This is a genomic window from Acinetobacter sp. (genome assembly GCF_039596015.1).
Classification (GTDB): Bacteria; Pseudomonadota; Gammaproteobacteria; order Pseudomonadales; family Moraxellaceae; genus Acinetobacter.
In genome coordinates, this window is sequence record NZ_JBCNKN010000003.1 from 292,939 (window position 1) to 313,886 (window position 20,948).

The 20,948-nt window shown below is 40.7% G+C and carries 20 protein-coding genes and 1 other RNA gene; 15 read left to right on the forward strand and 6 right to left on the reverse strand.

Annotation, left to right across the window (positions count from 1 at the left end; translation table 11 throughout):
* Position 1 precedes the first annotated feature (1 nt).
* Positions 2 to 1,141, reverse strand: a complete 1,140-nt coding sequence (carA, locus tag ABDV70_RS04925; protein WP_343595884.1) for a glutamine-hydrolyzing carbamoyl-phosphate synthase small subunit — start codon at positions 1,139 to 1,141, stop codon at positions 2 to 4.
* A 314-nt stretch (positions 1,142 to 1,455) separates the two neighbouring features.
* On the opposite strand from carA, the gene ABDV70_RS04930 reads away from it, so the two are divergent.
* Positions 1,456 to 1,998, forward strand: a complete 543-nt coding sequence (locus tag ABDV70_RS04930) for a hypothetical protein (protein WP_343595886.1) — start codon at positions 1,456 to 1,458, stop codon at positions 1,996 to 1,998.
* Positions 1,999 to 2,044: 46 nt separating this feature from the next.
* On the opposite strand, the gene ABDV70_RS04935 is transcribed toward ABDV70_RS04930, so the two are convergent.
* A complete protein-coding gene (locus ABDV70_RS04935; RefSeq protein ID WP_343595887.1) occupies positions 2,045 to 2,581 on the reverse strand; it encodes a DOMON-like domain-containing protein in 537 nt (178 codons plus the stop codon).
* Positions 2,582 to 2,599: 18 nt separating this feature from the next.
* Positions 2,600 to 2,923, reverse strand: coding sequence for a ribosome assembly RNA-binding protein YhbY (gene yhbY / locus ABDV70_RS04940; protein WP_343595889.1), 324 nt, complete (start codon positions 2,921 to 2,923; stop codon positions 2,600 to 2,602).
* Between the two features lie 312 nt (positions 2,924 to 3,235).
* Here yhbY and rlmE point away from each other — a divergent pair, with 312 nt between their 5' ends.
* The 9 genes from rlmE to ABDV70_RS04985 all read left to right on the forward strand — a co-directional run bounded on the left by rlmE (position 3,236) and on the right by ABDV70_RS04985 (position 14,718).
* Positions 3,236 to 3,886, forward strand: a complete 651-nt coding sequence (gene rlmE / locus ABDV70_RS04945; protein ID WP_343595890.1) for a 23S rRNA (uridine(2552)-2'-O)-methyltransferase RlmE — start codon at positions 3,236 to 3,238, stop codon at positions 3,884 to 3,886.
* A gap of 131 nt (positions 3,887 to 4,017) precedes the next feature.
* Entirely contained in the window at positions 4,018 to 5,913 is a 1,896-nt protein-coding gene (gene ftsH, locus ABDV70_RS04950) for an ATP-dependent zinc metalloprotease FtsH (protein ID WP_343595891.1), read from the forward strand.
* Between the two features lie 268 nt (positions 5,914 to 6,181).
* Entirely contained in the window at positions 6,182 to 7,045 is an 864-nt protein-coding gene (gene folP, locus ABDV70_RS04955; RefSeq protein ID WP_343595893.1) for a dihydropteroate synthase, read from the forward strand.
* Positions 7,046 to 7,290: 245 nt separating this feature from the next.
* Positions 7,291 to 8,229: a LysR family transcriptional regulator gene (locus ABDV70_RS04960; protein ID WP_343595895.1), complete on the forward strand. Its 939-nt coding sequence runs from the start codon at positions 7,291 to 7,293 to the stop codon at positions 8,227 to 8,229.
* Between the two features lie 331 nt (positions 8,230 to 8,560).
* The gene (locus ABDV70_RS04965; RefSeq protein ID WP_343595896.1) at positions 8,561 to 9,796 is read left to right on the forward strand and encodes an NRAMP family divalent metal transporter; all 1,236 of its coding nucleotides are present in this window, start codon (positions 8,561 to 8,563) and stop codon (positions 9,794 to 9,796) included.
* A gap of 11 nt (positions 9,797 to 9,807) precedes the next feature.
* Positions 9,808 to 10,566 (forward strand): 5-oxoprolinase subunit PxpA, encoded by a 759-nt coding sequence (locus ABDV70_RS04970; RefSeq protein WP_343595898.1) that lies wholly within the window; start codon positions 9,808 to 9,810, stop codon positions 10,564 to 10,566.
* A 13-nt stretch (positions 10,567 to 10,579) separates the two neighbouring features.
* Positions 10,580 to 11,389: a putative hydro-lyase gene (locus tag ABDV70_RS04975; protein WP_343595900.1), complete on the forward strand. Its 810-nt coding sequence runs from the start codon at positions 10,580 to 10,582 to the stop codon at positions 11,387 to 11,389.
* A gap of 24 nt (positions 11,390 to 11,413) precedes the next feature.
* Entirely contained in the window at positions 11,414 to 12,997 is a 1,584-nt protein-coding gene (locus ABDV70_RS04980) for a 5-oxoprolinase/urea amidolyase family protein (protein ID WP_343595902.1), read from the forward strand.
* Complete coding sequence (locus tag ABDV70_RS04985) at positions 12,994 to 14,718, forward strand: biotin carboxylase N-terminal domain-containing protein (RefSeq protein WP_343595904.1); 1,725 nt, start codon at positions 12,994 to 12,996, stop codon at positions 14,716 to 14,718. Before ABDV70_RS04980 ends, ABDV70_RS04985 begins: the two co-directional genes overlap by 4 nt.
* Positions 14,719 to 14,816: 98 nt before the next feature.
* On the opposite strand, the gene ssrS is transcribed toward ABDV70_RS04985, so the two are convergent.
* The 3 genes from ssrS to ABDV70_RS05000 form a co-directional block, all read right to left on the reverse strand.
* Positions 14,817 to 15,000: non-coding RNA, 6S RNA (gene ssrS / locus ABDV70_RS04990), on the reverse strand.
* Between the two features lie 113 nt (positions 15,001 to 15,113).
* A complete protein-coding gene (locus tag ABDV70_RS04995; protein WP_343595905.1) occupies positions 15,114 to 15,398 on the reverse strand; it encodes a cell division protein ZapA in 285 nt (94 codons plus the stop codon).
* Positions 15,395 to 15,952, reverse strand: a complete 558-nt coding sequence (locus ABDV70_RS05000) for a hypothetical protein (RefSeq protein ID WP_343595906.1) — start codon at positions 15,950 to 15,952, stop codon at positions 15,395 to 15,397. Before ABDV70_RS05000 ends, ABDV70_RS04995 begins: the two co-directional genes overlap by 4 nt.
* Positions 15,953 to 16,016: 64 nt before the next feature.
* On the opposite strand from ABDV70_RS05000, the gene ABDV70_RS05005 reads away from it, so the two are divergent.
* The 5 genes from ABDV70_RS05005 (at position 16,017) to ABDV70_RS05025 (ending at position 20,921) form a co-directional block, all read left to right on the forward strand.
* The gene (locus ABDV70_RS05005) at positions 16,017 to 16,643 is read left to right on the forward strand and encodes a UPF0149 family protein (RefSeq protein ID WP_343595907.1); all 627 of its coding nucleotides are present in this window, start codon (positions 16,017 to 16,019) and stop codon (positions 16,641 to 16,643) included.
* A gap of 86 nt (positions 16,644 to 16,729) precedes the next feature.
* Positions 16,730 to 18,049 (forward strand): Xaa-Pro aminopeptidase, encoded by a 1,320-nt coding sequence (gene pepP / locus ABDV70_RS05010; protein ID WP_343595908.1) that lies wholly within the window; start codon positions 16,730 to 16,732, stop codon positions 18,047 to 18,049.
* Between the two features lie 32 nt (positions 18,050 to 18,081).
* Positions 18,082 to 19,290, forward strand: coding sequence for a 2-octaprenyl-6-methoxyphenyl hydroxylase (ubiH, locus tag ABDV70_RS05015; RefSeq protein WP_343595909.1), 1,209 nt, complete (start codon positions 18,082 to 18,084; stop codon positions 19,288 to 19,290).
* A complete protein-coding gene (locus ABDV70_RS05020) occupies positions 19,287 to 20,516 on the forward strand; it encodes an FAD-dependent monooxygenase (protein ID WP_343595911.1) in 1,230 nt (409 codons plus the stop codon). Before ubiH ends, ABDV70_RS05020 begins: the two co-directional genes overlap by 4 nt.
* 156 nt (positions 20,517 to 20,672) lie before the next feature.
* Positions 20,673 to 20,921 carry a hypothetical protein gene (locus ABDV70_RS05025; protein WP_343595912.1) on the forward strand — a complete coding sequence of 83 codons (249 nt, stop codon included), beginning with the start codon at positions 20,673 to 20,675 and terminating at the stop codon, positions 20,919 to 20,921.
* The last annotated feature ends 27 nt before the right edge of the window (positions 20,922 to 20,948 follow it).

Consider the following 20,948-nt stretch of genomic DNA (forward strand, 5'->3'; position numbering starts at 1 on the left):
ATTACTTCTTAGCTGCTTCAATAAGTTCGATAAAATGGTCAAACAATGGCGCACAGTCATGTGGACCCGGGCTTGCTTCAGGGTGACCTTGGAAGCTAAATGCAGGTTTGTCTGTACGATGAATCCCTTGTAATGTGCCATCAAACAATGATTTGTGAGTTGCCTTTAATGTTGCTGGCAGGGTGTCGAAATCAACTGCGAACCCATGGTTTTGTGATGTGATCATCACTGTACCATCTTCAAGGTTTTGTACAGGATGGTTCGCACCATGATGACCATGACTCATTTTGATGGTTTTTGCACCAGAAGCGAGTGCCAAGATTTGGTGACCTAAACAGATCCCAAAAACAGGAGTATTTGTAGTTTCAACAATGGTTTTTACAGCTTCAATTGCATAATCACATGCTGCTGGATCGCCAGGGCCATTTGACAAGAAAACGCCATCTGGGTTTAAGGCAAGAACTTTTTCTGCTGGTGTTTGAGCAGGGACAACAGTAAGTTTGCAGCCACGATCTGCGAGCATACGTAAGATGTTGGTTTTGACACCATAATCATATGCGACAACATGATATTTAAATTCTGGTTGGCTAAAGCCTTGACCCAGTGTCCATGAACCTTCTGTCCATTCGAAACCTGTTGGGTCGCAACATACTTTTGCAAGATCTAAACCATTTAACCCGCCAAAAGCACGTGCTTTTTCTAAAGCTTCTTCTTCGGTAATATTGTCGCCAGCAAGGATACAACCATTTTGTGCACCTTTAGCACGTAAAATACGTGTAAGTTTACGGGTATCAATATCGGCAATGGCCACAACATTATGCTGTTTTAGGTAATCTCCCAAAGACTGCTCAGCGCGGAAATTGCTATGCAATAAAGGAAGATCTCGGATAATTAAACCATTTGCCCATACTTTATGGATACGACCTGATTCAGCATCTTCTGAATTACAGCCAGTATTCCCAATATGAGGGTAGGTTAAAGTAACAAGTTGTTGTGCATAACTTGGGTCGGTCAAGATTTCTTGATAACCAGTCATAGCGGTATTAAAAACGACTTCACCAGTCGTTGATCCCGTAGCGCCGATAGAAATACCTTTAAAGATTGTTCCATCTGCGAGGGCTAAAATGGCGGGGGTGCTCAAACCAAAGCTCCTGAAATTTTAAGCTGTAAAAAAGCGAGTAGACATAAAAAAAGGTAGGCTGTCCTGAAAAAAACACGCACTCCCTTGGTCTGCTCGCTCGTAACTTAAAAACGTATTGTACGCATCCAACTTGGAAAAGTCCACGTAATTTATCAAGATTCCTGCTTTGATGAGTGATTATTTTTATTTGGGGAAAGATGTTGTTAAATTGTGAGAAAGTTTTAAATCGCCAATAAAAGGCTGGTGAATAAAACAGCGATTTGTTACAGTGAGGACAATATCCTTTCATAATTTTAAGTAGAGGGAATATGGTTATGGCAACAAAAAATAATCTCGAAGAAAAACTGACACAAACTACCGATCAATTGGAGCAAAAAACTGCCGAGGTAAAAGCCAAAGTCGCTGAAAAAGTTGCTGAAGCTCAGGGAAAAGTAGGTGAAGTAAAAGCAACCGCTAGTCAAAAAATTGATGAAGTGAAGGATAAGGCAGCGCAAGGTGCTGCGAAGGTCGAATCCGATGTTCAACAAGCAAGTGCTTCATTTCAGGAACAGGTTAAGCAGTTTAAAGAAGATTTTGTTGCTCGATTTAATGAAATTAGAGAAAAATTTACCTTTTCTCAAGATGACTTAATTGAGTTAAAAGAAGTCGCAAAAATTGAATTTGCTTCGATTGTGGATGAAATTTCTAAATTATCCAAAGAGGTGAAAGAAGATGTTTCACAACTTTCAGCCAAACATAAAGAACATGTGACCGAAACGCTACAAAAAACCAAGGCGAGTGCGGTAGATGCTTGGCATAAAGTAAAAGAGGGTGATGAAAAGAAAGCCTCTGAAGCTGAAAAAGAAAAAGTTGAATAAATTTGTTGTATAAAAAACGGATCATTTATTGATCCGTTTTTTTATATTAAAAGAAATGTAGCCAGTCTCTTTTATTGTGAAAGTCTGCTTGACGACCACTATGCTGCATTGCATAGAGTTGCTGACCTTTTGATGTATCTAATATCGCAGAAAGCCCAACAAAAATATTATGCCATTTAAGCTGATGCTGTTGCATAAATGCACCAAGATCTAGCGTTGCATTTAATCCATAGTGAGTACGTTTAAGTTCAACCAGATCGATATCGTGTGCCATTACAGGGGGCATGGTTTCAGGATAGCGATATTCTTCAAACTGATAGCTTTGCCATGCTTGAGAAGGTGATAGGTTTATTTCACGATAATAGTCTTCATCTTTTACACCAATGAACACCTCAAAACTTGTGTGTTCCCACAAAAAGTCTTGACGAGGATGGGCAGGTGTAATGCTTGGCCATTGAATCAGTTGTAAAGGGTCACGTATCCAGAATCCGATATTGATGATAGAAGGTAATTGTTGCTCAATTGCCCCGACCAAAAAAATATCATGAAACTTGTGATAAGGTTGAAGTTCGTAACTCGCCATAAGAATCTGCTAATTCAATTAGTTTGCTAGGTGTGCGTGACGAACAAGATTCGACAATTTTGGATTTTGCTTTGCGGCTTTTTTGTAAAGAAGTGCAATTTTACCAATTTTTTGTACAACCTGTGCCTGAGTTGCTTCAGCAAGTGCTTCAATTACTTCTGCACGTTCCTCACGATCTTCACCCGCAATTTTCACCTTGATCAGTTCATGGTCGTTTAATGCGCGTAAAGTTTCTTCAACCACATTTTCAGTTAAACCTTGACCACCAAGCATGATCACGGGATTAAGAACGTGACCAATTTGACGTAAGCGTTTGCGTTCCTGAATAGATAAATTTGCCATGTGAATAAACCTGAATTTTTAAAAGCGGAACAGTATATCAAATTGTAGGCGAAAGCGCATGAAAAACCGTATTCCCTCATCGGAAAAATTAGAAGTTCTGATACAAAAACTTAGATATTTTTAAGTCTTTTGATGAGATAAACAATTATTCTTCTGAAAAGATGTCTAGAAAAGCTTGAAAAAGCTAAGGGGTGATGTGAAAAACGATTAGCATCATTAAAAAAAGTCATGCGTTTATGTACAGTTGTATACTGCAAGCTTCTTATTTTTTGCGTACAATACTTTATTGATGTTTTGATACTATAGATGATTATGGCGACACGCATTACAAACCAAAAACTGTCTAAAAGTAGTCGTGCGTGGATGAGAGAGCATCTGGATGACCCTTTTGTGAAAAAAGCACAAAAAGAAGGTTATCGCGCACGTGCAGCATACAAACTTCTTGAAATTCAAGAAAAATATAAACTGATTAAACCTGGTATGACCGTAGTCGATTTGGGTGCAGCCCCTGGGAGTTGGTCGCAAATCGCGGGAAAACTGGTTGGAAACAATGGGCTTGTCATTGCTTCTGATATTTTGGAAATGGATGCTTTACCAGATGTTACCTTCTTGCAGGGTGACTTTCGGGAAGAAGAAGTTTTTGAAAAATTGTTAAATATTTTAAATGGGCGTCAGGTAGACATTGTAATTTCGGATATGGCCCCCAATACATCAGGTAATAGAGCTGTTGATCAACCTCGACAAATCTATTTATGTGAGCTTGCACTAGATTTTGCTCAAAAGGTTTTAGGACCAAATGGGCAATTCGTTGTAAAAGTGTTCCAAGGAACAGGGTTTGATGAATTCCGTAAACAGGTTGTTGATAGTTTTGATGTATTAAAAACTGTAAAACCTGCTGCATCTCGTGCACGTTCAAAAGAGGTTTTTCTGATTGGACAAGGTCGGAAAAAAGCATTGCGATAAAAGTTGACTTGCCAATGCATTAAAAATTGTGCATGTTGTACAATTTGAGTACATTGAGTACGAACTTGTAGTTAAATAATAGATCATGCTGGAAAGGTATGATTACATTAGATTGATATGGGAATAAAGCTTTGAGCGATCTCTTCAAAAACGCCGTGTTGTGGCTTGTGATACTCGGAGTGCTGATTTTAATTTTCAGCAACATCAGTGATCACAACAAACCATCGCAAATGAACTATTCAGAGTTTGTGGCGGCTGTGAATGCGGGCCAAATTAAACAAGTCACGATCGATGGCGAAAAAATTACTGGCGAGAAAAAGAACGGTTCAGATTTTGAAAGTATTCGCCCTGCGGTTCAAGACCCTGAACTTATGCCGAATTTAATCAAAAACAATGTCGTAGTGGAAGGTACAGCACCACAACGTCAGGGTGTTTTGATGCAACTACTCATTGCAAGCTTCCCAGTGCTTCTGATTATTCTGCTATTTATGTTCTTTATGCGTAACATGGGTGGTGGAGCAGGCGGTAAAAATGGCCCAATGAGCTTTGGTAAATCAAAAGCAAAAATGCTTTCTGAAGACCAAATTAAGGTTACTTTTGCCGATGTTGCTGGCTGTGATGAAGCTAAACAAGAAGTCGTAGAAATCGTAGATTTCTTGAAGGATCCAGCCAAATTTAAGCGTTTAGGAGCATCTATTCCTAAAGGTGTTTTGATGGTAGGGCCTCCTGGTACAGGTAAAACCTTACTTGCAAAAGCGATTGCAGGCGAAGCGAAAGTGCCTTTCTTTAGCATCTCTGGTTCTGATTTCGTTGAAATGTTTGTGGGTGTCGGTGCTTCGCGTGTTCGAGATATGTTTGAACAAGCGAAACGTCATGCGCCATGTATTATTTTCATTGATGAAATTGATGCTGTTGGTCGTCACCGTGGGTCAGGTACTGGTGGTGGACATGATGAGCGTGAACAGACATTAAACCAGATGTTGGTTGAAATGGATGGTTTCGAAGGCAATGAAGGTATTATTGTTATTGCCGCAACAAACCGTGCGGATGTACTGGATAAGGCATTACTTCGTCCAGGACGTTTTGACCGTCAGGTGATGGTTGGTTTACCGGATATTGCAGGTCGTGAACAAATTTTAAATGTTCATTTGAAAAAATTACCTTCTGTCACAGGTGTGGATGTAAAAGTTCTGGCTCGTGGTACACCGGGTTTCTCTGGTGCACAATTGGCTAACCTTGTGAATGAAGCTGCATTATTTGCTGCTCGCCGTAATAAAAACACGGTCGATATGCATGACTTCGAAGATGCAAAAGACAAGATTTATATGGGCCCTGAACGTAAATCAATGATTCTTCGTGATGAAGAACGTCGTGCTACGGCTTATCATGAGTCAGGTCATGCAATTGTTGCAGAAGTGCTTCCGGGTACGGATCCTGTGCATAAAGTAACAATTATGCCACGTGGTTGGGCTCTTGGTGTGACTTGGCAGTTACCAGAACAAGATCAAATTAGCCATTACAAAGACAAGATGTTGAATGAAATTTCAATCTTGTTTGGTGGTCGTATTGCAGAAGAAATTTTCATTAACCAACAGTCAACAGGCGCATCGAATGACTTTGAACGTGCAACGAAAATGGCACGTGCAATGGTGACAAAATACGGTATGTCAGACAAAATGGGTGTGATGGTTTATGAAGATGAAAACCAAAATGGTTTCTTCGGTAATGTCGGTAGTCGCACGATCTCTGAAGCAACACAACAACAAGTGGATGCTGAAGTACGTCGTATTCTAGATGAGCAATATAAAGTTGCATGGGATATCCTTGAAAGTAATAAGGATAAAGCGCATGTGATGGTAAAAGCTTTGATGGAATGGGAAACGATTGATCGTGATCAGGTGCGTGACATTATGGAAGGCCGTGAACCACGTCCACCTAAAGTTTACGTTGCTGAAAACCCTGTGGCAGATTTAGAACCACCGAAAGATGGTCCTTCAACACCGCCACCATTACCAGCAATGGGTTAATTAGATACTTCTAAAAAAGAGTCGCAAATGCGGCTCTTTTTTTATAGTGGGATTTCAAGATATAAGCATGAATCGATAATATACAGAGGATCGAAATAAAGATAAAACAGACGCAAAGAGAACTGCGTATATGATTTTGAGCCATTGCCGAACAGTGCAATCAAAAACACTGCAAAGTGATCACCACTTCATCTCTTTTCATATTGTGTACCACTTTTTGTTAAGATAGAAAGAATAACCAGCCTTGATCGATTTGATTGTAAATACTATGCATTTGATATCTCTACCCAATAAACAACTACATTGTGGAAATAAAATTTTAGATTTATCTCGCCCGCAGGTGATGGGCATTTTAAATGTTACTCCGGACTCGTTTAGTGATGGAGGGAAACATCATCACATTGATAATGCGATAGAACATGCTGAGCAAATGATACGTGATGGTGCAACGATTATTGATATTGGTGGTGAATCAACGCGCCCTGGTGCAGATGCAGTCCTTTTGGATGCGGAATTGGAAAGGGTGATTCCTGTTGTACAGGCGCTAGCAAAATATGATGTAGTGTTATCGATTGATACCAGTCAACCAGAGGTGATGCAGCAAGCAGTTCAGTCTGGCGCACATATCTGGAATGATGTGCGGGCATTGAGTCGGGAAGGTGCTTTAGAAATGGCAGCGCATTTGAATATCCCTGTAGTATTAATGCACATGCGTGGCGAACCAACGACAATGAATCAGTTGGCAAGTTATCAGCATGTGACCAATGAAGTTTTAATCGAACTTCGGCAGCGTATAGATTGTGCGTTACAGGTAGGGATCAAAGCTGAACGTATTATTGTTGATCCCGGTTTTGGGTTTGCTAAAAATACAGTCCATAATTTGCAATTATTAGATGAATTATGGCAATTGCATCAGTTAGGTTATCCAATATTATCGGCATTGTCTCGGAAACGGTTTATTGGTGCGGTGACTGAACAAACCGAGGCTATGGATCGTGCTGTTGGTAGTGTGGCGGGGCATTTACTGTCAATTCAGCAAGGGGCGAGTATTGTCCGCGCGCATGATGTGCGTGCGACTGTTGATGCAATTCGAGTTTGGGAAGCGATGAAGAGTTGGCCGCATTGGGAATGATGATGGCAGAGTTATACAAATGCAGTTCTTTAGCTTTTTATGGGGATAGCCTGATTTTATAAAGAAAGGATTTTTTTGAAAATGTGAATAGTCTTGCAAGGGAAGTTTCTAGATTATTCACATAGATGGGTCATTGAAGACTTGTATCAGAATTAATATATGTCCAATTTTTTAATGATTAAAAATATAAAGATGATTCATTCAGCGACTATACTAAAAACAATCAGGTCGTTTAGGCGTATATTTTGAACTATAAAGGATTAGAAAACTTTTATTGGGTTGTACTGCTGAATAGCTTTAATAAAGCCGCCATGAAGCTCAATACAACACAGTCTTCTGTTTCTCAGAGGATAGCAACCCTTGAACAAGAATTAGGCGTTAAGCTTTTAGAAAGAACCTCTCGTACGCTGCAAATTACAGACTCGGGGAAGGTCGCGTTTAAATATGCAGAAAAAATGATTGAGTTAAATCATCAATTTTTACAAGAGGTTTCAAAGCAGTCTGCCATTGAAAGTACGATCCGTTTAGGTGTCGCAGAAACCATCGTGCATTCATGGTTGGTTGATTTTATTGAAAAAGTTTATGAAGAATATCCGTATGTAACAATTGATATTATTATCAATGTCACACCTGTTTTAAAGGAAGCGATTAAAACAGGTGAATTAGATATGGCATTTATGTTGGATACAAGCTGTGATTTTGATTGTATTGAAATTCCATTGTGTAATTTTGAGCAGAGTTTTTTGATTTCCCCGCGTTTAGGTAAACGCTTTCCATCAGGTTTTTTATCCTTTCAAGATTTAAAACGAAATACCATTATTACCTATCCTAAAAATACCTATCCCTACCTTGATTTAAAGCAGCAATTGAACCGTTTGCGGTTACATGAACCTAAAACGATTACCAGTTATTCTTTGGCAACTTTAGTCAAAATGACAGAAGAAGGAATGGGGATTGGTGTCATGCCACATTTATCGGTATTAAAAGAGCTTCGTGAAAAACGATTACTCATTTTACCTACGGATATCCACCTACGTCCTTATCAGTTTTCCTGTGTTTATACGGGGGGGCGGGATGAAATGATTAAGCAGAACCTTGCAGAACTTGCTTCGGATATTTCAAAACAGTCCGTTGGAAAATTAAAGCAACAGTTCGGAAATGAAAACTTTCTTTTTCAGCGTTAAAGAAAATGTCGATTTTATGGCCATGAATTTTGCACAGTTATGGGGATGGTTGCACTGATAATTTGCTGTTTTTGCACTCTTATTTTTCAAGTAAAAATAAATAAATGATATAAAAATTAAAATTTCTAATTGGTATTGATAAGAAAAAAATAATATTTAAGTTTGTATGCAATTTCTTAATGTTAATCAATTGTTTGCATTGCTTATAAAAGTAATGGTTATTAATTGTTCTTATTGGGCTGGTATGGTTAATTACTAGAGGACTCAAGAATTTCTTTTTTATGAGATGGCGAAAACAACAAGATTGAACTTTTTATAGCATGAGGGATGTATGACAAAGGTTGAAAAAAAGGCATTTTTTAATGAACGACAATGGGCAATTGTTGCTTCAATTTTTTTAATGGCAACATCGGCAATGGGGCCGGGTTTTTTAACTCAAACGGCAACCTTTACCGTCAAAATGGGAGCTGCTTTTGGTTTTGGTATTCTCCTTTCTATTCTTATCGATTTTGTTGTGCAACAAAATATTTGGCGAGTGGTGACATTAACGCAAATGAGGGCGCCAGAAATCGCAAATGCAGCTTTACCAGGAAGTGGTTATGTCTTGGCATTCATGGTGATTTTTGGTGGTTTCTTTTTCAATATTGGGAATATTGCAGGCGCTGCACTAGGGCTAAATGCATTATTTGGGTTAGACACCAAATGGGGCGGTGTTATTAGTGGTGCAATTGCGATTTTAATTTTTGCGTCACGTAAAGCCAGTTTGGTTGTTGATAAGAGCATGATTTTTCTTGGAATATTAAAAATTATTCTGGTTGTTATCGTTGCTATTATTGTGGCTCCACCTGTTGCAGATGCATTCCATCAAACCATTTTACCTAGCCATGTCGACTTTGCCAGTATTACCACGATTGTTGGGGGAACTGTTGGCGGGTATATCTGTTATGCAGGTGCACATCGTTTATTAGACAAGGGAACAGTTGGCCCTGAGCATATCCACGAAGTTTCTAAAGCTGCAACAAAAGGGATTATTGTTGTTGGTGTAATGCGTTACATCTTGTTCTTGGCTATTTTGGGCGTTGTGGTGAGTGGTGCATCAATTGATTTGGCAAGTAAAAATGCCAACCCAGCAGCACAAGCCTTTCAATATGCAGCAGGAATGTTTGGCTTTAAATTATTTGGATTAATTTTCTGGGCAGCAGGGATTAGTAGCTCGATTGGTGCTGCCTATACATCGGTGACATTCTTTAGCGCATTTAAAAAAGACATCACACTTCGACAACGTAATATTTGCACCATTGTGTTCATTGCCGCAGCGTTATTGTTGTTTGTCATTCTTGGGGCAACACCTGCAAGTTTATTGGTCTTTGTCGGTGGTTTAAACGGTTTGGTATTGCCGATTGGTTTAACACTTTTTGTTTATGTTGCCGCTTGCCGTAAGGATTTGCTTGGAAATTATGATTATCCAAAATGGTTAACCGTTTTAGGTATTCTCACTTGTATTTTAACTTGGTACATGGGGTATGTTTCATTTAGTACCATTTTCAACTATTTGAAAGCTTTGTAAGGATGATGACCATGAAAATTGATTTAAATAGTGATTTAGGCGAAAGCTATGGTTCATGGAAGATGGGCAATGATGCCGCAATTTTACCCATTGTCAGTAGTGCCAATATTGCTTGTGGTTTCCATGCGGGAGATCCTTCTGGGATTTTAAAAACATTGCGTGAGGCAGTGAAATATCAGGTCACTGTTGGAGCACATGTGTCTTATCCAGACCTTGTCGGGTTTGGCCGTCGGAATATGGATGTGTCTTATGATGAACTTTTTGCAGATGTGCTTTACCAAATTTCTGCTTTAGATGGCATGGCAAGAAGTGTCGGGACAACCGTGAAATACGTGAAACCTCATGGCGCGTTATATAACACCATTGCTCAAAATTTAGATCAGGCAAAAGCTGTAATCGATGCAATTCAGATCTTTAATCCTCAATTGGCGTTGGTTGCTTTGGCAGGTTCACCGTTGGTTCAGTTTGCTAAAAATCAGGGATTGCAGGTGATTTCTGAGGCATTTGCAGATCGTGCATATAATCGTGATGGTTCTTTGGTTTCAAGACGCCTTGAAGGTGCAGTTTTGCATGATGCAGATTTTGTCGCAAAACGTGTCGTATCGATGATTCAACAGGGCGGGGTTGAGTCTATCGATGGTCATTTTACGCCAATACAGGCAGATAGCATTTGTTTACATGGCGATACGGAGGGTGCATTGCTTATGGCACGTCGTATTCGAGAAGAACTGCAACAGCATCAAATAGTTGTGCAAGCATGCACAGCATAAAGGAATAAATGTCATGTTAAATCATACTTATTCTGCAACAGCCGAACAGTTGGATGCCGCTCGACAAGCCCGATTGCAAATACGACAAGGCTATGACCGACCAACAGCAGGTATGGTTGCAGGAATGACTCAGGTCAATATGTTGAGTTTACCTCAGGAGTGGGCTTGGGATTTTTTATTGTATGCACAGCGTAATCCTCAAAGTTGTCCTATTTTGGATGTGATTGAGCATGGAGAATTTAAGTCTAAACTTGGGCAGGATATTGATGTCCGTACCGATTTCCCTCGTTATCGTGTATGGGAACATGGAAAATGCACGGCTGAAATAACGGATGCAACATCTATTTGGGAACAGCATACGGACTTAGTTACATTTTTGATTGGTTGTAGTTTTTCTTTTGAAACTGCCTTAATGGACGCAGGCATTGAAGTTCGTCATATTCATGATCAATGCAATGTTCCGATGTATTTAACCAATATTCCATGTCAGTCAGCAGGTCGAATTTCAGGGAATCTGGTTGTATCTATGCGACCCATTCATGCTTCAAAAATCTCAGAAGCAGTTCAAATTACGGTAAAAGTACCTCAGGTTCATGGCGCACCTGTGCATATTGGTGCGCCTCATGTACTCGGAATCCAAGATATTCAACAACCTGACTTTGGCGATGCGCCTCGAATTTTAGCAGATGAAATTCCTGTGTTTTGGGCATGTGGTGTGACGCCACAAGCTGCGGTGATGAATTCGAAAATTCCATTTGCTATCAGTCATGCACCGGGACATATGTTGATTACAGATATTCCAGATCGTGAATGGATGAAATAACGAAAAAAAGAAATAGGATAATGTATGCGTTTTTTATCGGTCAATTTGGACAGTTTTTTAATCGAGTTAAGTGATCTTACGGAAACAATGGCGCTATTTCGGCATTTACAACATGCAAAACATGTTGCCATTGTCGATATGATTCCTGCTGCGAAAACTATTTTAGTTCAGTTTAATCCATTGATGATTGAACAACAGCAATTAACCCATTGGATTGCACAACAAAAAATTCGTTGTGATGACATCGTTGCAGGGCGAGAAGTAATTATCGATGTTCAATATGATGGCGAAGATTTAATATCGGTTGCTGAACTATTGGGAATGAGTACGCGAGAGGTAATTCAGCGCCATACCGAAGCAGCATGGCAGGTTGCATTTATTGGTTTTGCACCTGGTTTTGGCTATTTAATTCGTCCAGATCAACCCTTTGGTAGTGTTCCAAGATTAGCGTCTCCACGTAAAAAAATCCCAGCAGGTTCGGTTGGATTGGCGGGTGAATATAGTGGAGTTTATCCCAAAGAAAGCCCCGGTGGTTGGCAACTCATTGGACGGACGTATGAGCAAATGTGGGATGTACACCGTGAGTTCCCAGCACATTTAATGCCAGGAAATCAGATTATTTTTCGTGATCGAACGTCACAGTCTGTCACTGTGAATATCCCAAAAGTATTTGGGAAGTCCTCTAAAAATATTCAGCAAGGAGAAGCTGTGCTTGAAATATTGCAATCGGGGATGCAAACCCTTTTACAAGATGAAGGACGAGTACAACAATTCTCTCTTGGCGTTGGGGTGGGTGGTGCTTTAGATAAACGTGCAATGTGTCTGGCGAATAGATGTGTGGGCAACCCTGATAATGCTACTGTTCTCGAAATATTAAATGGTGGATTTAAAGCCAAGATTTTAGCCCCTATGGTGATTGCCATTACAGGTGCACAAGGTCAGGTTTGTGTTGACTATGCAGATGGTACATCGGGTTTTTTACCTTGTTCAAAAGCAGTTGCACTTGATCAGGGGGATGTGGTGCAGATTACACAGCCTACACATGGATTACGTCATTATGTTGCAATCCGAGGTGGTATCGCGGCAGAACCTATTTTGGGAAGTACAAGTTTTGATACGCTTGCAGAACTTGGAACAACACCTTTAAAAGCTGGTGATCAAGTGCATGTTGCTGATTTAGCGGTGCAAGCCGTTGCTGATATTGAATCGATAGCTCAGACATTGCCTCAAGCAGGTGATGTTGTTGAATTAGATTTTGTTCTTGGCCCAAGAACAGACTGGTTTAAACCTGAAAGTCTAGATTTGTTATTTGAACAGACATGGCTTGTGACCAATGAAATTAATCGTATTGGTTTAAGACTTAAAGGTGAATATGCCTTGCAGCGTTGTGTCGAAAAAGAATTACCAAGTGAGGGTACTTGCGTTGGTGCGCTTCAAGTTCCACCAAATGGACAGCCTGTTTTGTTTATGAATGATCATCCGTTAACAGGCGGCTATCCTGTAATTGGTGCTGTAGCGAATGATCATCTGGATTTGGTTGCACAAATTCCCTCAGGCTGTTTGATTAAGTTTAAAAAAGTTTCAATATTTATGGATGAATTATTATGAATAAACAACATAAAGTTTTAATTGCCAATCGGGGTGAAATTGCGGTTCGTATTATTCAGGCATGTAAAGATTTAAATATTCCATCGATTGCGATTTATGCCGATGAAGATTTACAAAGTTTACACACCCGTTTTGCTGACGAAGCGTGGGCACTCAATGGAATAACAGCACAAGAAACCTATTTAAGCATTGAAAAAATTATTGAAATAGCACAACGCGCTGGCGCAACAATGCTACATCCGGGGTATGGATTTTTGTCGGAACGGGCTGAATTTGCTCAAGCTGTGCTAGATGCGGGTCTAATCTGGATTGGTCCAAACCCAAACAGCATTCGGCAGCTAGGTGATAAAATTGAAGCACGTAAGTTGGCTGCTAAAGTAGGCGCGCCGTTAGTAAAAGGAACGTCTGAACCATTAAAAAATGCAAAGGAAGCATATCATTTTGCTTTAGAAAATGGCTTGCCAATTGCAATTAAAGCTGCATTTGGGGGGGGTGGACGTGGCCTAAAAGTGGCATGGAAACTAGAGGATGTAGAAAGTCTATATGAGTCTGCTGTACGTGAGGCAACAGCTGCATTTGGGCGTGGTGAATGTTTTGTCGAGCAATATTTGGATAAACCACGCCATTTAGAAGCACAGGTGATTGCTGATACACATGGAAATGTCGTTGTGGTCGGAACGCGAGATTGTTCATTACAACGTCGTAACCAAAAGCTAGTCGAGGAAGCACCTGCACCATTTGTCAGTGCAGATATACATCAACAGATTATTGAGTCTGCAACAAATATTTGTCGTGAAGCGCAATATGTCGGGGCAGGAACAGTTGAGTATTTATTGAGTCGGGATGGCAAATTATCCTTTTTAGAAGTCAATACACGGTTGCAGGTTGAGCACCCTGTTACGGAACAAACAGCGGGAATCGACTTGGTTGTCGAACAAATTTCGATTGCATTAGGACAACCACTTTCGATTCAGGAAACACCGAAACCACAAGGTCATGCGATTGAGTTTCGAATAAATGCTGAAGACCCAGCACGGGGCTTTATTCCTGCTTTTGGTCAAATTAGCCAATTTACAGCACCATCGGGTATTGGCATACGTTTAGATACAGGTGTTGAAAACCAAAGTACTGTTTCCAGTCATTTTGATTCACTGATGGCAAAACTAATTGTTACAGGCCCAACGCGTGAACTTGCAATTCAGCGCGCAAGGCGGGCTTTAGCTCAATTTCAAATAGAAGGCATTGCATCTGTCTTGCCTTTTCATCGGGCTGTTTTACAGCAAAAAGATTTTTGTGAAACTTTTCTTGTGCATACGCGCTGGATTGAACAAGATTTAAAAGCAGATTTTGAACCGTTCATACGCAGTAAATATAATCAACAGCATAGTTTACAGCGTTGGCCAATTGAAATTGATGGTCGTTTACATGAAGTGGGTTTACCTGCGGCATTGCTCCAGTTTTCATCTACAACCAAACCTGTTGAAAAACAAACAACCACCGCTCAGGCGAATGAAAATCAGGTTGTTGCGCCAATGAATGGAGTCATTAGTTCATGGAAGGTGACAGAGAACCAGCAGGTTCAAAAGGATGAAATGATTGGTGTCATGGAAGCTATGAAAATGGAAGTTCCTATTTATGCACATAGAACAGGAACCATTCATCATTTGGCAGAACTGAACAGTACGCTACAGGCAGATAGTATTATTGCTGAAATTCAATAAAATAGACAAAGCTCTAATCGTGCTACGGCATGATTAGGGTGATATGGTCTATTTCTTGCTAATCAATTAGAGAATAAAGAAGAGATTTAAACTAAAAAAAGTGCTCCAAAATGCCGCTGCATGTCTTTACCCTTGAACCCTAAAGTTCAAGGTGGACACGACGCATACTTGCTGGGTTTCCTGCTCGGGGCAGGCATACACTCTAAATACGCAGAACGTAATCCTAAAGTATAGATATCGGCTCAGGGGAATCAGACCGGCTGGCGAACATCTCAGAGACTTTAGTTAGTATAACCAATAACAGAGGTAATGCAAATCATCTTCAACAGGGTATGTTCAGTAAGTGTTGAGGATTTATTCAAAAAAATTAATGCGTGAAGAGATTGTGTTACAAATTACACAATCTCTTCCACCTCTTGTAAAATTGTGCTGAGAATTCGTTCGCAGTGCGCATATTCTTGTAACGATTTATTCAGTGCCAAAACTTCTTGCATTAATTCTAATGCAACCATAATCACCAGTTTATTGTGTTCAACACGTGGTGCATTTCGGCGGAATTCCTGAAATTTATCATTTAACAGTTCAGCAGCTTTTTCAAGATCTGCTTTCTTTTCGGTTGTGGTAGACAAACGAAAAATTTGTTCGATTAAACGTAATTCGACGGTGACAACATCACTCATGGTGTTACATCCTCATTCGTTTCAGTCGGGTGAGCAAGTTGCTGGATTTCTTGTGCATGATGATCTTGCTCTGTACCTAAAGTAGACAGGCGTTGAATAATCGCTTCAACTTTAGATTTGGCATGCTCATTTTTTTGCATTAACCGTTCACGTTCCTGTTTAAGCTCAGTCATTTCTTGTTGGGTATGACGTTGATCATTGATCAATTTTTCTTTGGCAACGCGTAATTCGTTGCGTTCGTTTAAAATTTCCTGAAAACGATTTTTTAAATCGGTACAGCTTTTTTCTAAACGGTTATAACGATCTGCCAGTGTGGTTGCATCTTGATTCAACTGCTGATATTTCGATTGAACATTGCTTAAACTGTCTTGTAAACGATCTATCTCATCTTGCTTTTGGGTGATGATGCTATTTTTTTGCACAATTTGGGCATGATGCTGCTCTTCTGATTGCGTTTGGGATGCAACCAGAGTGCTATTTTCGCTTTCAAAATGTGCTAAGCGAGTTTTTAAAACTGCAAGATGCGCTTGAAGGCGCTTTAATTCTTCTAACATAACAAGGTCGCACAGTGCTGCAAACAAAGGTAATATATATGCAGTATAGAGATTGGATAAACGAATGCAAGACGATATTTCAGGTTGGTCCGAATGGGAACAACAATTTTCAAAAATTGAAGAAATTTCAAGCCCGAGTGAGTTACATGGGTTGTTGACAGGTATAGTTTGTGTGACAGAACCACCAAGCCGTGAAGCGTGGCAGGAGATTCTAACCACGCTTAGCGTACCTGCATTAGACGATACCGCATTAGATATTTTGACCGATGAAAGTGAAGATGTTTCACATGCACTTTCTGAAGATGAACTAGACTATTTACCAATGTTACCTGATGACGATCATCCACTTCGGGAGCGTGTACTGGCACTGGCAGACTGGTGTGCAGGCGTGGTGCTTGGTTTTGGATTGGCTTCAGGGCATATCCGAAACGATGAAATGGAACAGATTGGTCATTTGCAGGATGTTGCTGCGGTTGAATTTGAAGATTCAGATGACGATGAAGAAGGGGAAATGGGCTATCAGGAATTGTATGAATTTGTACGTTTGATTCCTGTAAGCCTATCGATTGGTCGTAAAAAAGTAACCGTTGAAGAAAGTTCTTTGTTGAAAAACCGATCTGTGGATACAAAAGCGCAATCGGAGACAGGTTCTGCGATTGTTGAAATGTTTACCCCACATCGTCCAAGTTAAGTTGTATTGCGAGGTTCCCCTTCTTTGTGTTGGGGAACACATTCGTATTGAGTCATAGTAATTCAATTATTTGAAAGAAGAACATCATGAAATTAACTCAAATTGATTTTCAACAACGCCGTACACGACTAGCTCAAAAAATGGGTGCCAATAGCATTATGGTTATTGCGACAAGCCCTGTGGCGTATCGTAACCGTGATGCAGATTATAAGTTTCGTGCAGATAGTAGCTTTTTCTATCTGACGGGATTTGCAGAGCCTGAAGCTGTGGCGGTGATTGAAACATTTGAGTCAGCCGATGATTACTCATATAGCCTGTTTTGCCGTGAACGCAACCGTGAAATGGAAATCTGGAATGGTTATCGGGCAGGGATTGATGGTGCAATTGAAGATTATGAAGCCGATGAAGCGTATGCAATTGACCTGTTAGATGAAGAAATTGTTGAGAAATTATTAAACAAAAACAGTCTGTATTATCGCATTGGGCATCAGGCAGATTTTGATGCCAAAGTCAGTCAGTGGTTAAAAAAAGCTGATGCTCAGCAGAGAAAAGGGCACGGTTCGCCTACACAAGTGATTCAGCTTGACCGTATTTTAGATGAAATGCGATTGATTAAATCGGCGCAAGAAATTGAGCTGATGCAAATTGCCTCGAATATCAGTGCAAAAGCGCATACTCGTGCCATGCAAAATGTTCATCCGGGGATAATGGAATACGCATTAGAAGCAGAATTGAATTATATCTTTGGTCAACATGGCTGTGTGCCTTCGTATAACAGTATTGTAGGTGGTGGTGCAAATGCGTGTATCTTGCATTATGTTGAAAATAATCAAGTTTTAAAAGATGGTGACTTGGTGTTGATTGACGCAGCATGTGAATATGAGCTTTATGCGTCAGATATTACCCGTACATTCCCTGTTAATGGCAAGTTTTCAGCAGAGCAAAAGGCCTTATACGAAGTGGTATTGGCATCGCAATATGCAGCGATTGATGCAGTGCGTATAGGCAATTCATACCGTGAACCACATGAAGTGGCGGTCAAAATCCTGACTGAAGGTTTACTGGATTTAGGGCTATTAAAGGGCGAATTGTCGGAGCTTATTGAAACAGAAACATATCATCAGTTTTACATGCACGGTACAGGGCATTGGTTAGGGATGGATGTGCATGATGTTGGGATCTATAAAGTCGATGGCGACTGGCGTACCTATGAAGAAGGTATGGTGGTGACGGTTGAGCCTGGTTTATATATTGCGCCAGATGATGAAACTGTAGATGAAAAATGGCGTGGGATTGGTATTCGTATTGAAGATGATGTCGTTGCAACAGCACAAGGTCCACGTGTATTGACGGCAGACGTTGTTAAAAACATTGATGATATTGAACATTTAATGGAACACCATTAAGACCAAGATCATAAAAATAAGGAGTCTTGAGAATGCAACAGCAAGTAATCATTGTCGGTGGGGGAATGGTTGGGCTTAGTCTGGCATTAATGCTGGCGAAGTCGAATATTTCGGTGAAATTGCTTGAAGCGATTCGCTATCCTAAATATGAAGATCAGGCAACGATTCCCTATCATTCTAGTTTTGATGCCCGAAATAGTGCTTTGTCCCGTCGTAGTGTACAGATCTATCAAAAATTGGGACTTTGGGATGCATTACAGCAACATGCGACACCCATTTTACAAGTACACATTACAGAGCAAGGTAGTTTTGGCAAAGCAAGACTGGTTGCCGAGCAGGAAAATGTAGAAAGCTTTGGTCAGGTCATTGAGAACGCATGGCTAGGTCGTGTGTTGTTGAGTCAGGTACATCAGCAGCCTTTAATCGAACTGATTGATGGTGTCAAAGTGACATCTATTCGTCAGGATGCGGAACAGGTTTATATCGAAGCGACTCGTGGTGAAGAAAAATTATCACTGAGTAGTTCGTTACTCATTGCTGCAGATGGTCGAGACTCATTTTGCCGTCAAGCATTGGGTGTGGGTGTAGATGAATATGACTATGAACAGGTTGCCATTGTCACCACGGTTCAAACGTCAAAGCCACATCAGCATGTTGGTTTTGAGCGTTTTAGTCCGTTAGGGCCGTTGGCATTGTTGCCTTTACCAGGTGAATACCGTCGTTCAGTGGTGTGGCCTGTGAAAAAAGGCACGGAACAAGAATGGTTGGGCGATGAAAATGATCAACATTTCCTTGATGCCTTGCAGCAAACTTATGGTGACCGTGCAGGACGGTTTGAAAAAACAGGCAAACGCTTTAGCTTCCCATTATCACAGGTGTTAGCACATCAGCAGGCAGTTGGGCGTGTAGTTTTGATGGGCAATGCTGCGCATACCTTGCATCCCGTTGCGGGACAAGGTTTTAATTTGTGCTTGCGGGATGCCGATGTATTGGTACGTTTTCTAACTCAACAGCTTTTGGTGTCTGATGATTTGGGACAGCCAGAGGTATTAAAAGCCTATGAACAAGCACGCCTGAAAGATCAGCAACGTGTCATCAAATTCTGTGACAGTATTGTGCGTGGCTTTAGTAATAACAATCCATTGTTAAAAATTATTCGTAATACGGGTTTAATCGCTTTTGATGTCATTCCCGGAGTAAAACCGATGATTGCCAACTATGCGATGGGGTTAAAAGCATGAGTCAAATACATGATGTGGTGATTATTGGCGGTGGATTGGTCGGTGGTTTAACGGCACTTTTATTGGCACAAGGTGGGGTGCAACCTGTGGTTTTGGATGCTGCCCCAATTCTTGATCAGACACAGGTTTTAGCAAAGCCAAATCCCCGTGTTTTAGCTTTAAGTCAGGCGACTATGCATTTACTTGAGCAGGCTGGTGTGTGGGATGAACTTGCCCGTCATATGCCGTACACAGGCATGCAGGTCTGGAACCAGAATGGCTATGGCGAAATTGTGTTTGGTCAGGTAAGTGAACGAGAACCGATTCGTGAACAATGGCTGGGTTCTATGGTTGAACCGAGTATTTTAAACTTGGCAATACAAAAGCAGTTACAACGCCATGTCAAAGATTATCGGACACAGGTTAAAGTCACCCGACTTGAGCAAATCCCGCAAGGTTGGTCAATTGAATTGGCAGATGGTACGGTTTTACAAAGTAAACTGGTGATTGGCGCAGATGGGGCAAACTCTTTTGTGCGTAATCAAGCCATGATTGATTTGGATATTTTGGATTATCATCAAATTGCGATGAGCTGTGCCATTAAAACCACACAGCCGCATCAGCATGTTGCACGGCAGATTTTTTTACCGACAGGGCCTTTGGCATATTTGCCAATGTATAGTTTGGATGCTCAAGCACAAGGTTATTGGCAGTCGATTGTGTGGAGTTTGCCTGAAGATATTGCCGAAGAATATGCCGAAATGGATGATGAATCCTTCATGAAATTGGTGACTCAGTCGAGCCTGCACATGTTAGGTGAGGTTACAGCCGTTGAGTCACGTGCACATTTTCCACTTAAGGCACGTTCTGCTCAGCATTATGTCAAATCTGGCTTGGCGTTGGTGGGCGATGCTGCCCATGTAATTCATCCGCTTGCAGGTCAGGGGGTGAATATTGGCTGTCTGGATGCTGCAATTTTGTGTGATGTGTTATTACATGACCTTGCACGTGGTAGTTGGGCACATGAACAAACCTTGCGCCGCTATGAGCATCTTCGTAAAGGACAAAACCAAGCCATGATGCACAGCATGTCTATGATTGGCTGGTTGGAGCGTTCAACTTTAACACCATTAGTTTGGGCACGAAATCAAGGCTTAAAATGGGTTGAGCAAACCCCACTTTTAAAAGACCTATTTATGCAGCAGGCAGATGGATTAATGCATTTAAAAGCGACACGTTATGTGTAATTCACAAAAATTGATTAAAAAATCGATGAATTACGTTAAAAACTTACAATTTTTTGCATAACCCTCTTTGCGGCAGAACAATTGATTGGTAAATTTCTCCCTAATTGCAAAGCTGTGTGAACTCAAAGCCATAAAAGCAATATTGGGGAGTAGAAAATGACCGATATCGATAATTATGACGATGCTGATGAAGCGACCGTTGATGAAGATGAAGCGAAAGCTGCAGAAAAAGGTGCATCAGAGAGTGATGAATCACTCTCTGATACAGAACTTGCTGAAGCTGAAAGCCTAACTGTGACTGCAAAACGGAAGCAGCGTCAGGCGTTAGAAGATGAAGTTGCTGCATTTTTAGCACGTGGTGGACGAATTACTGAAGTTCCACCAGATGAATCAGCAGAGGACTAACAAGAAAGCACTGTTTTAACAGTGCTT

Bases quoted from the DNA above. Each gene is read 5' to 3' on its own strand.
- ABDV70_RS04930 (WP_343595886.1), top strand. From the start codon at position 1,456: ATGGCAACAAAAAATAATCTCGAAGAAAAACTGACACAAACTACCGAT.
- ABDV70_RS04935 (WP_343595887.1), bottom strand. From the start codon at position 2,581: ATGGCGAGTTACGAACTTCAACCTTATCACAAGTTTCATGATATTTTT.
- yhbY (WP_343595889.1), bottom strand. From the start codon at position 2,923: ATGGCAAATTTATCTATTCAGGAACGCAAACGCTTACGTCAAATTGGT.
- rlmE (WP_343595890.1), top strand. From the start codon at position 3,236: ATGGCGACACGCATTACAAACCAAAAACTGTCTAAAAGTAGTCGTGCG.
- folP (WP_343595893.1), top strand. From the start codon at position 6,182: ATGCATTTGATATCTCTACCCAATAAACAACTACATTGTGGAAATAAA.
- ABDV70_RS04965 (WP_343595896.1), top strand. From the start codon at position 8,561: ATGACAAAGGTTGAAAAAAAGGCATTTTTTAATGAACGACAATGGGCA.
- ABDV70_RS04970 (WP_343595898.1), top strand. From the start codon at position 9,808: ATGAAAATTGATTTAAATAGTGATTTAGGCGAAAGCTATGGTTCATGG.
- ABDV70_RS04975 (WP_343595900.1), top strand. From the start codon at position 10,580: ATGTTAAATCATACTTATTCTGCAACAGCCGAACAGTTGGATGCCGCT.
- ABDV70_RS04980 (WP_343595902.1), top strand. From the start codon at position 11,414: ATGCGTTTTTTATCGGTCAATTTGGACAGTTTTTTAATCGAGTTAAGT.
- ABDV70_RS04985 (WP_343595904.1), top strand. From the start codon at position 12,994: ATGAATAAACAACATAAAGTTTTAATTGCCAATCGGGGTGAAATTGCG.
- ABDV70_RS04995 (WP_343595905.1), bottom strand. From the start codon at position 15,398: ATGAGTGATGTTGTCACCGTCGAATTACGTTTAATCGAACAAATTTTT.
- ABDV70_RS05000 (WP_343595906.1), bottom strand. From the start codon at position 15,952: ATGTTAGAAGAATTAAAGCGCCTTCAAGCGCATCTTGCAGTTTTAAAA.
- ABDV70_RS05005 (WP_343595907.1), top strand. From the start codon at position 16,017: ATGCAAGACGATATTTCAGGTTGGTCCGAATGGGAACAACAATTTTCA.
- pepP (WP_343595908.1), top strand. From the start codon at position 16,730: ATGAAATTAACTCAAATTGATTTTCAACAACGCCGTACACGACTAGCT.
- ubiH (WP_343595909.1), top strand. From the start codon at position 18,082: ATGCAACAGCAAGTAATCATTGTCGGTGGGGGAATGGTTGGGCTTAGT.
- ABDV70_RS05020 (WP_343595911.1), top strand. From the start codon at position 19,287: ATGAGTCAAATACATGATGTGGTGATTATTGGCGGTGGATTGGTCGGT.
- ABDV70_RS05025 (WP_343595912.1), top strand. From the start codon at position 20,673: ATGACCGATATCGATAATTATGACGATGCTGATGAAGCGACCGTTGAT.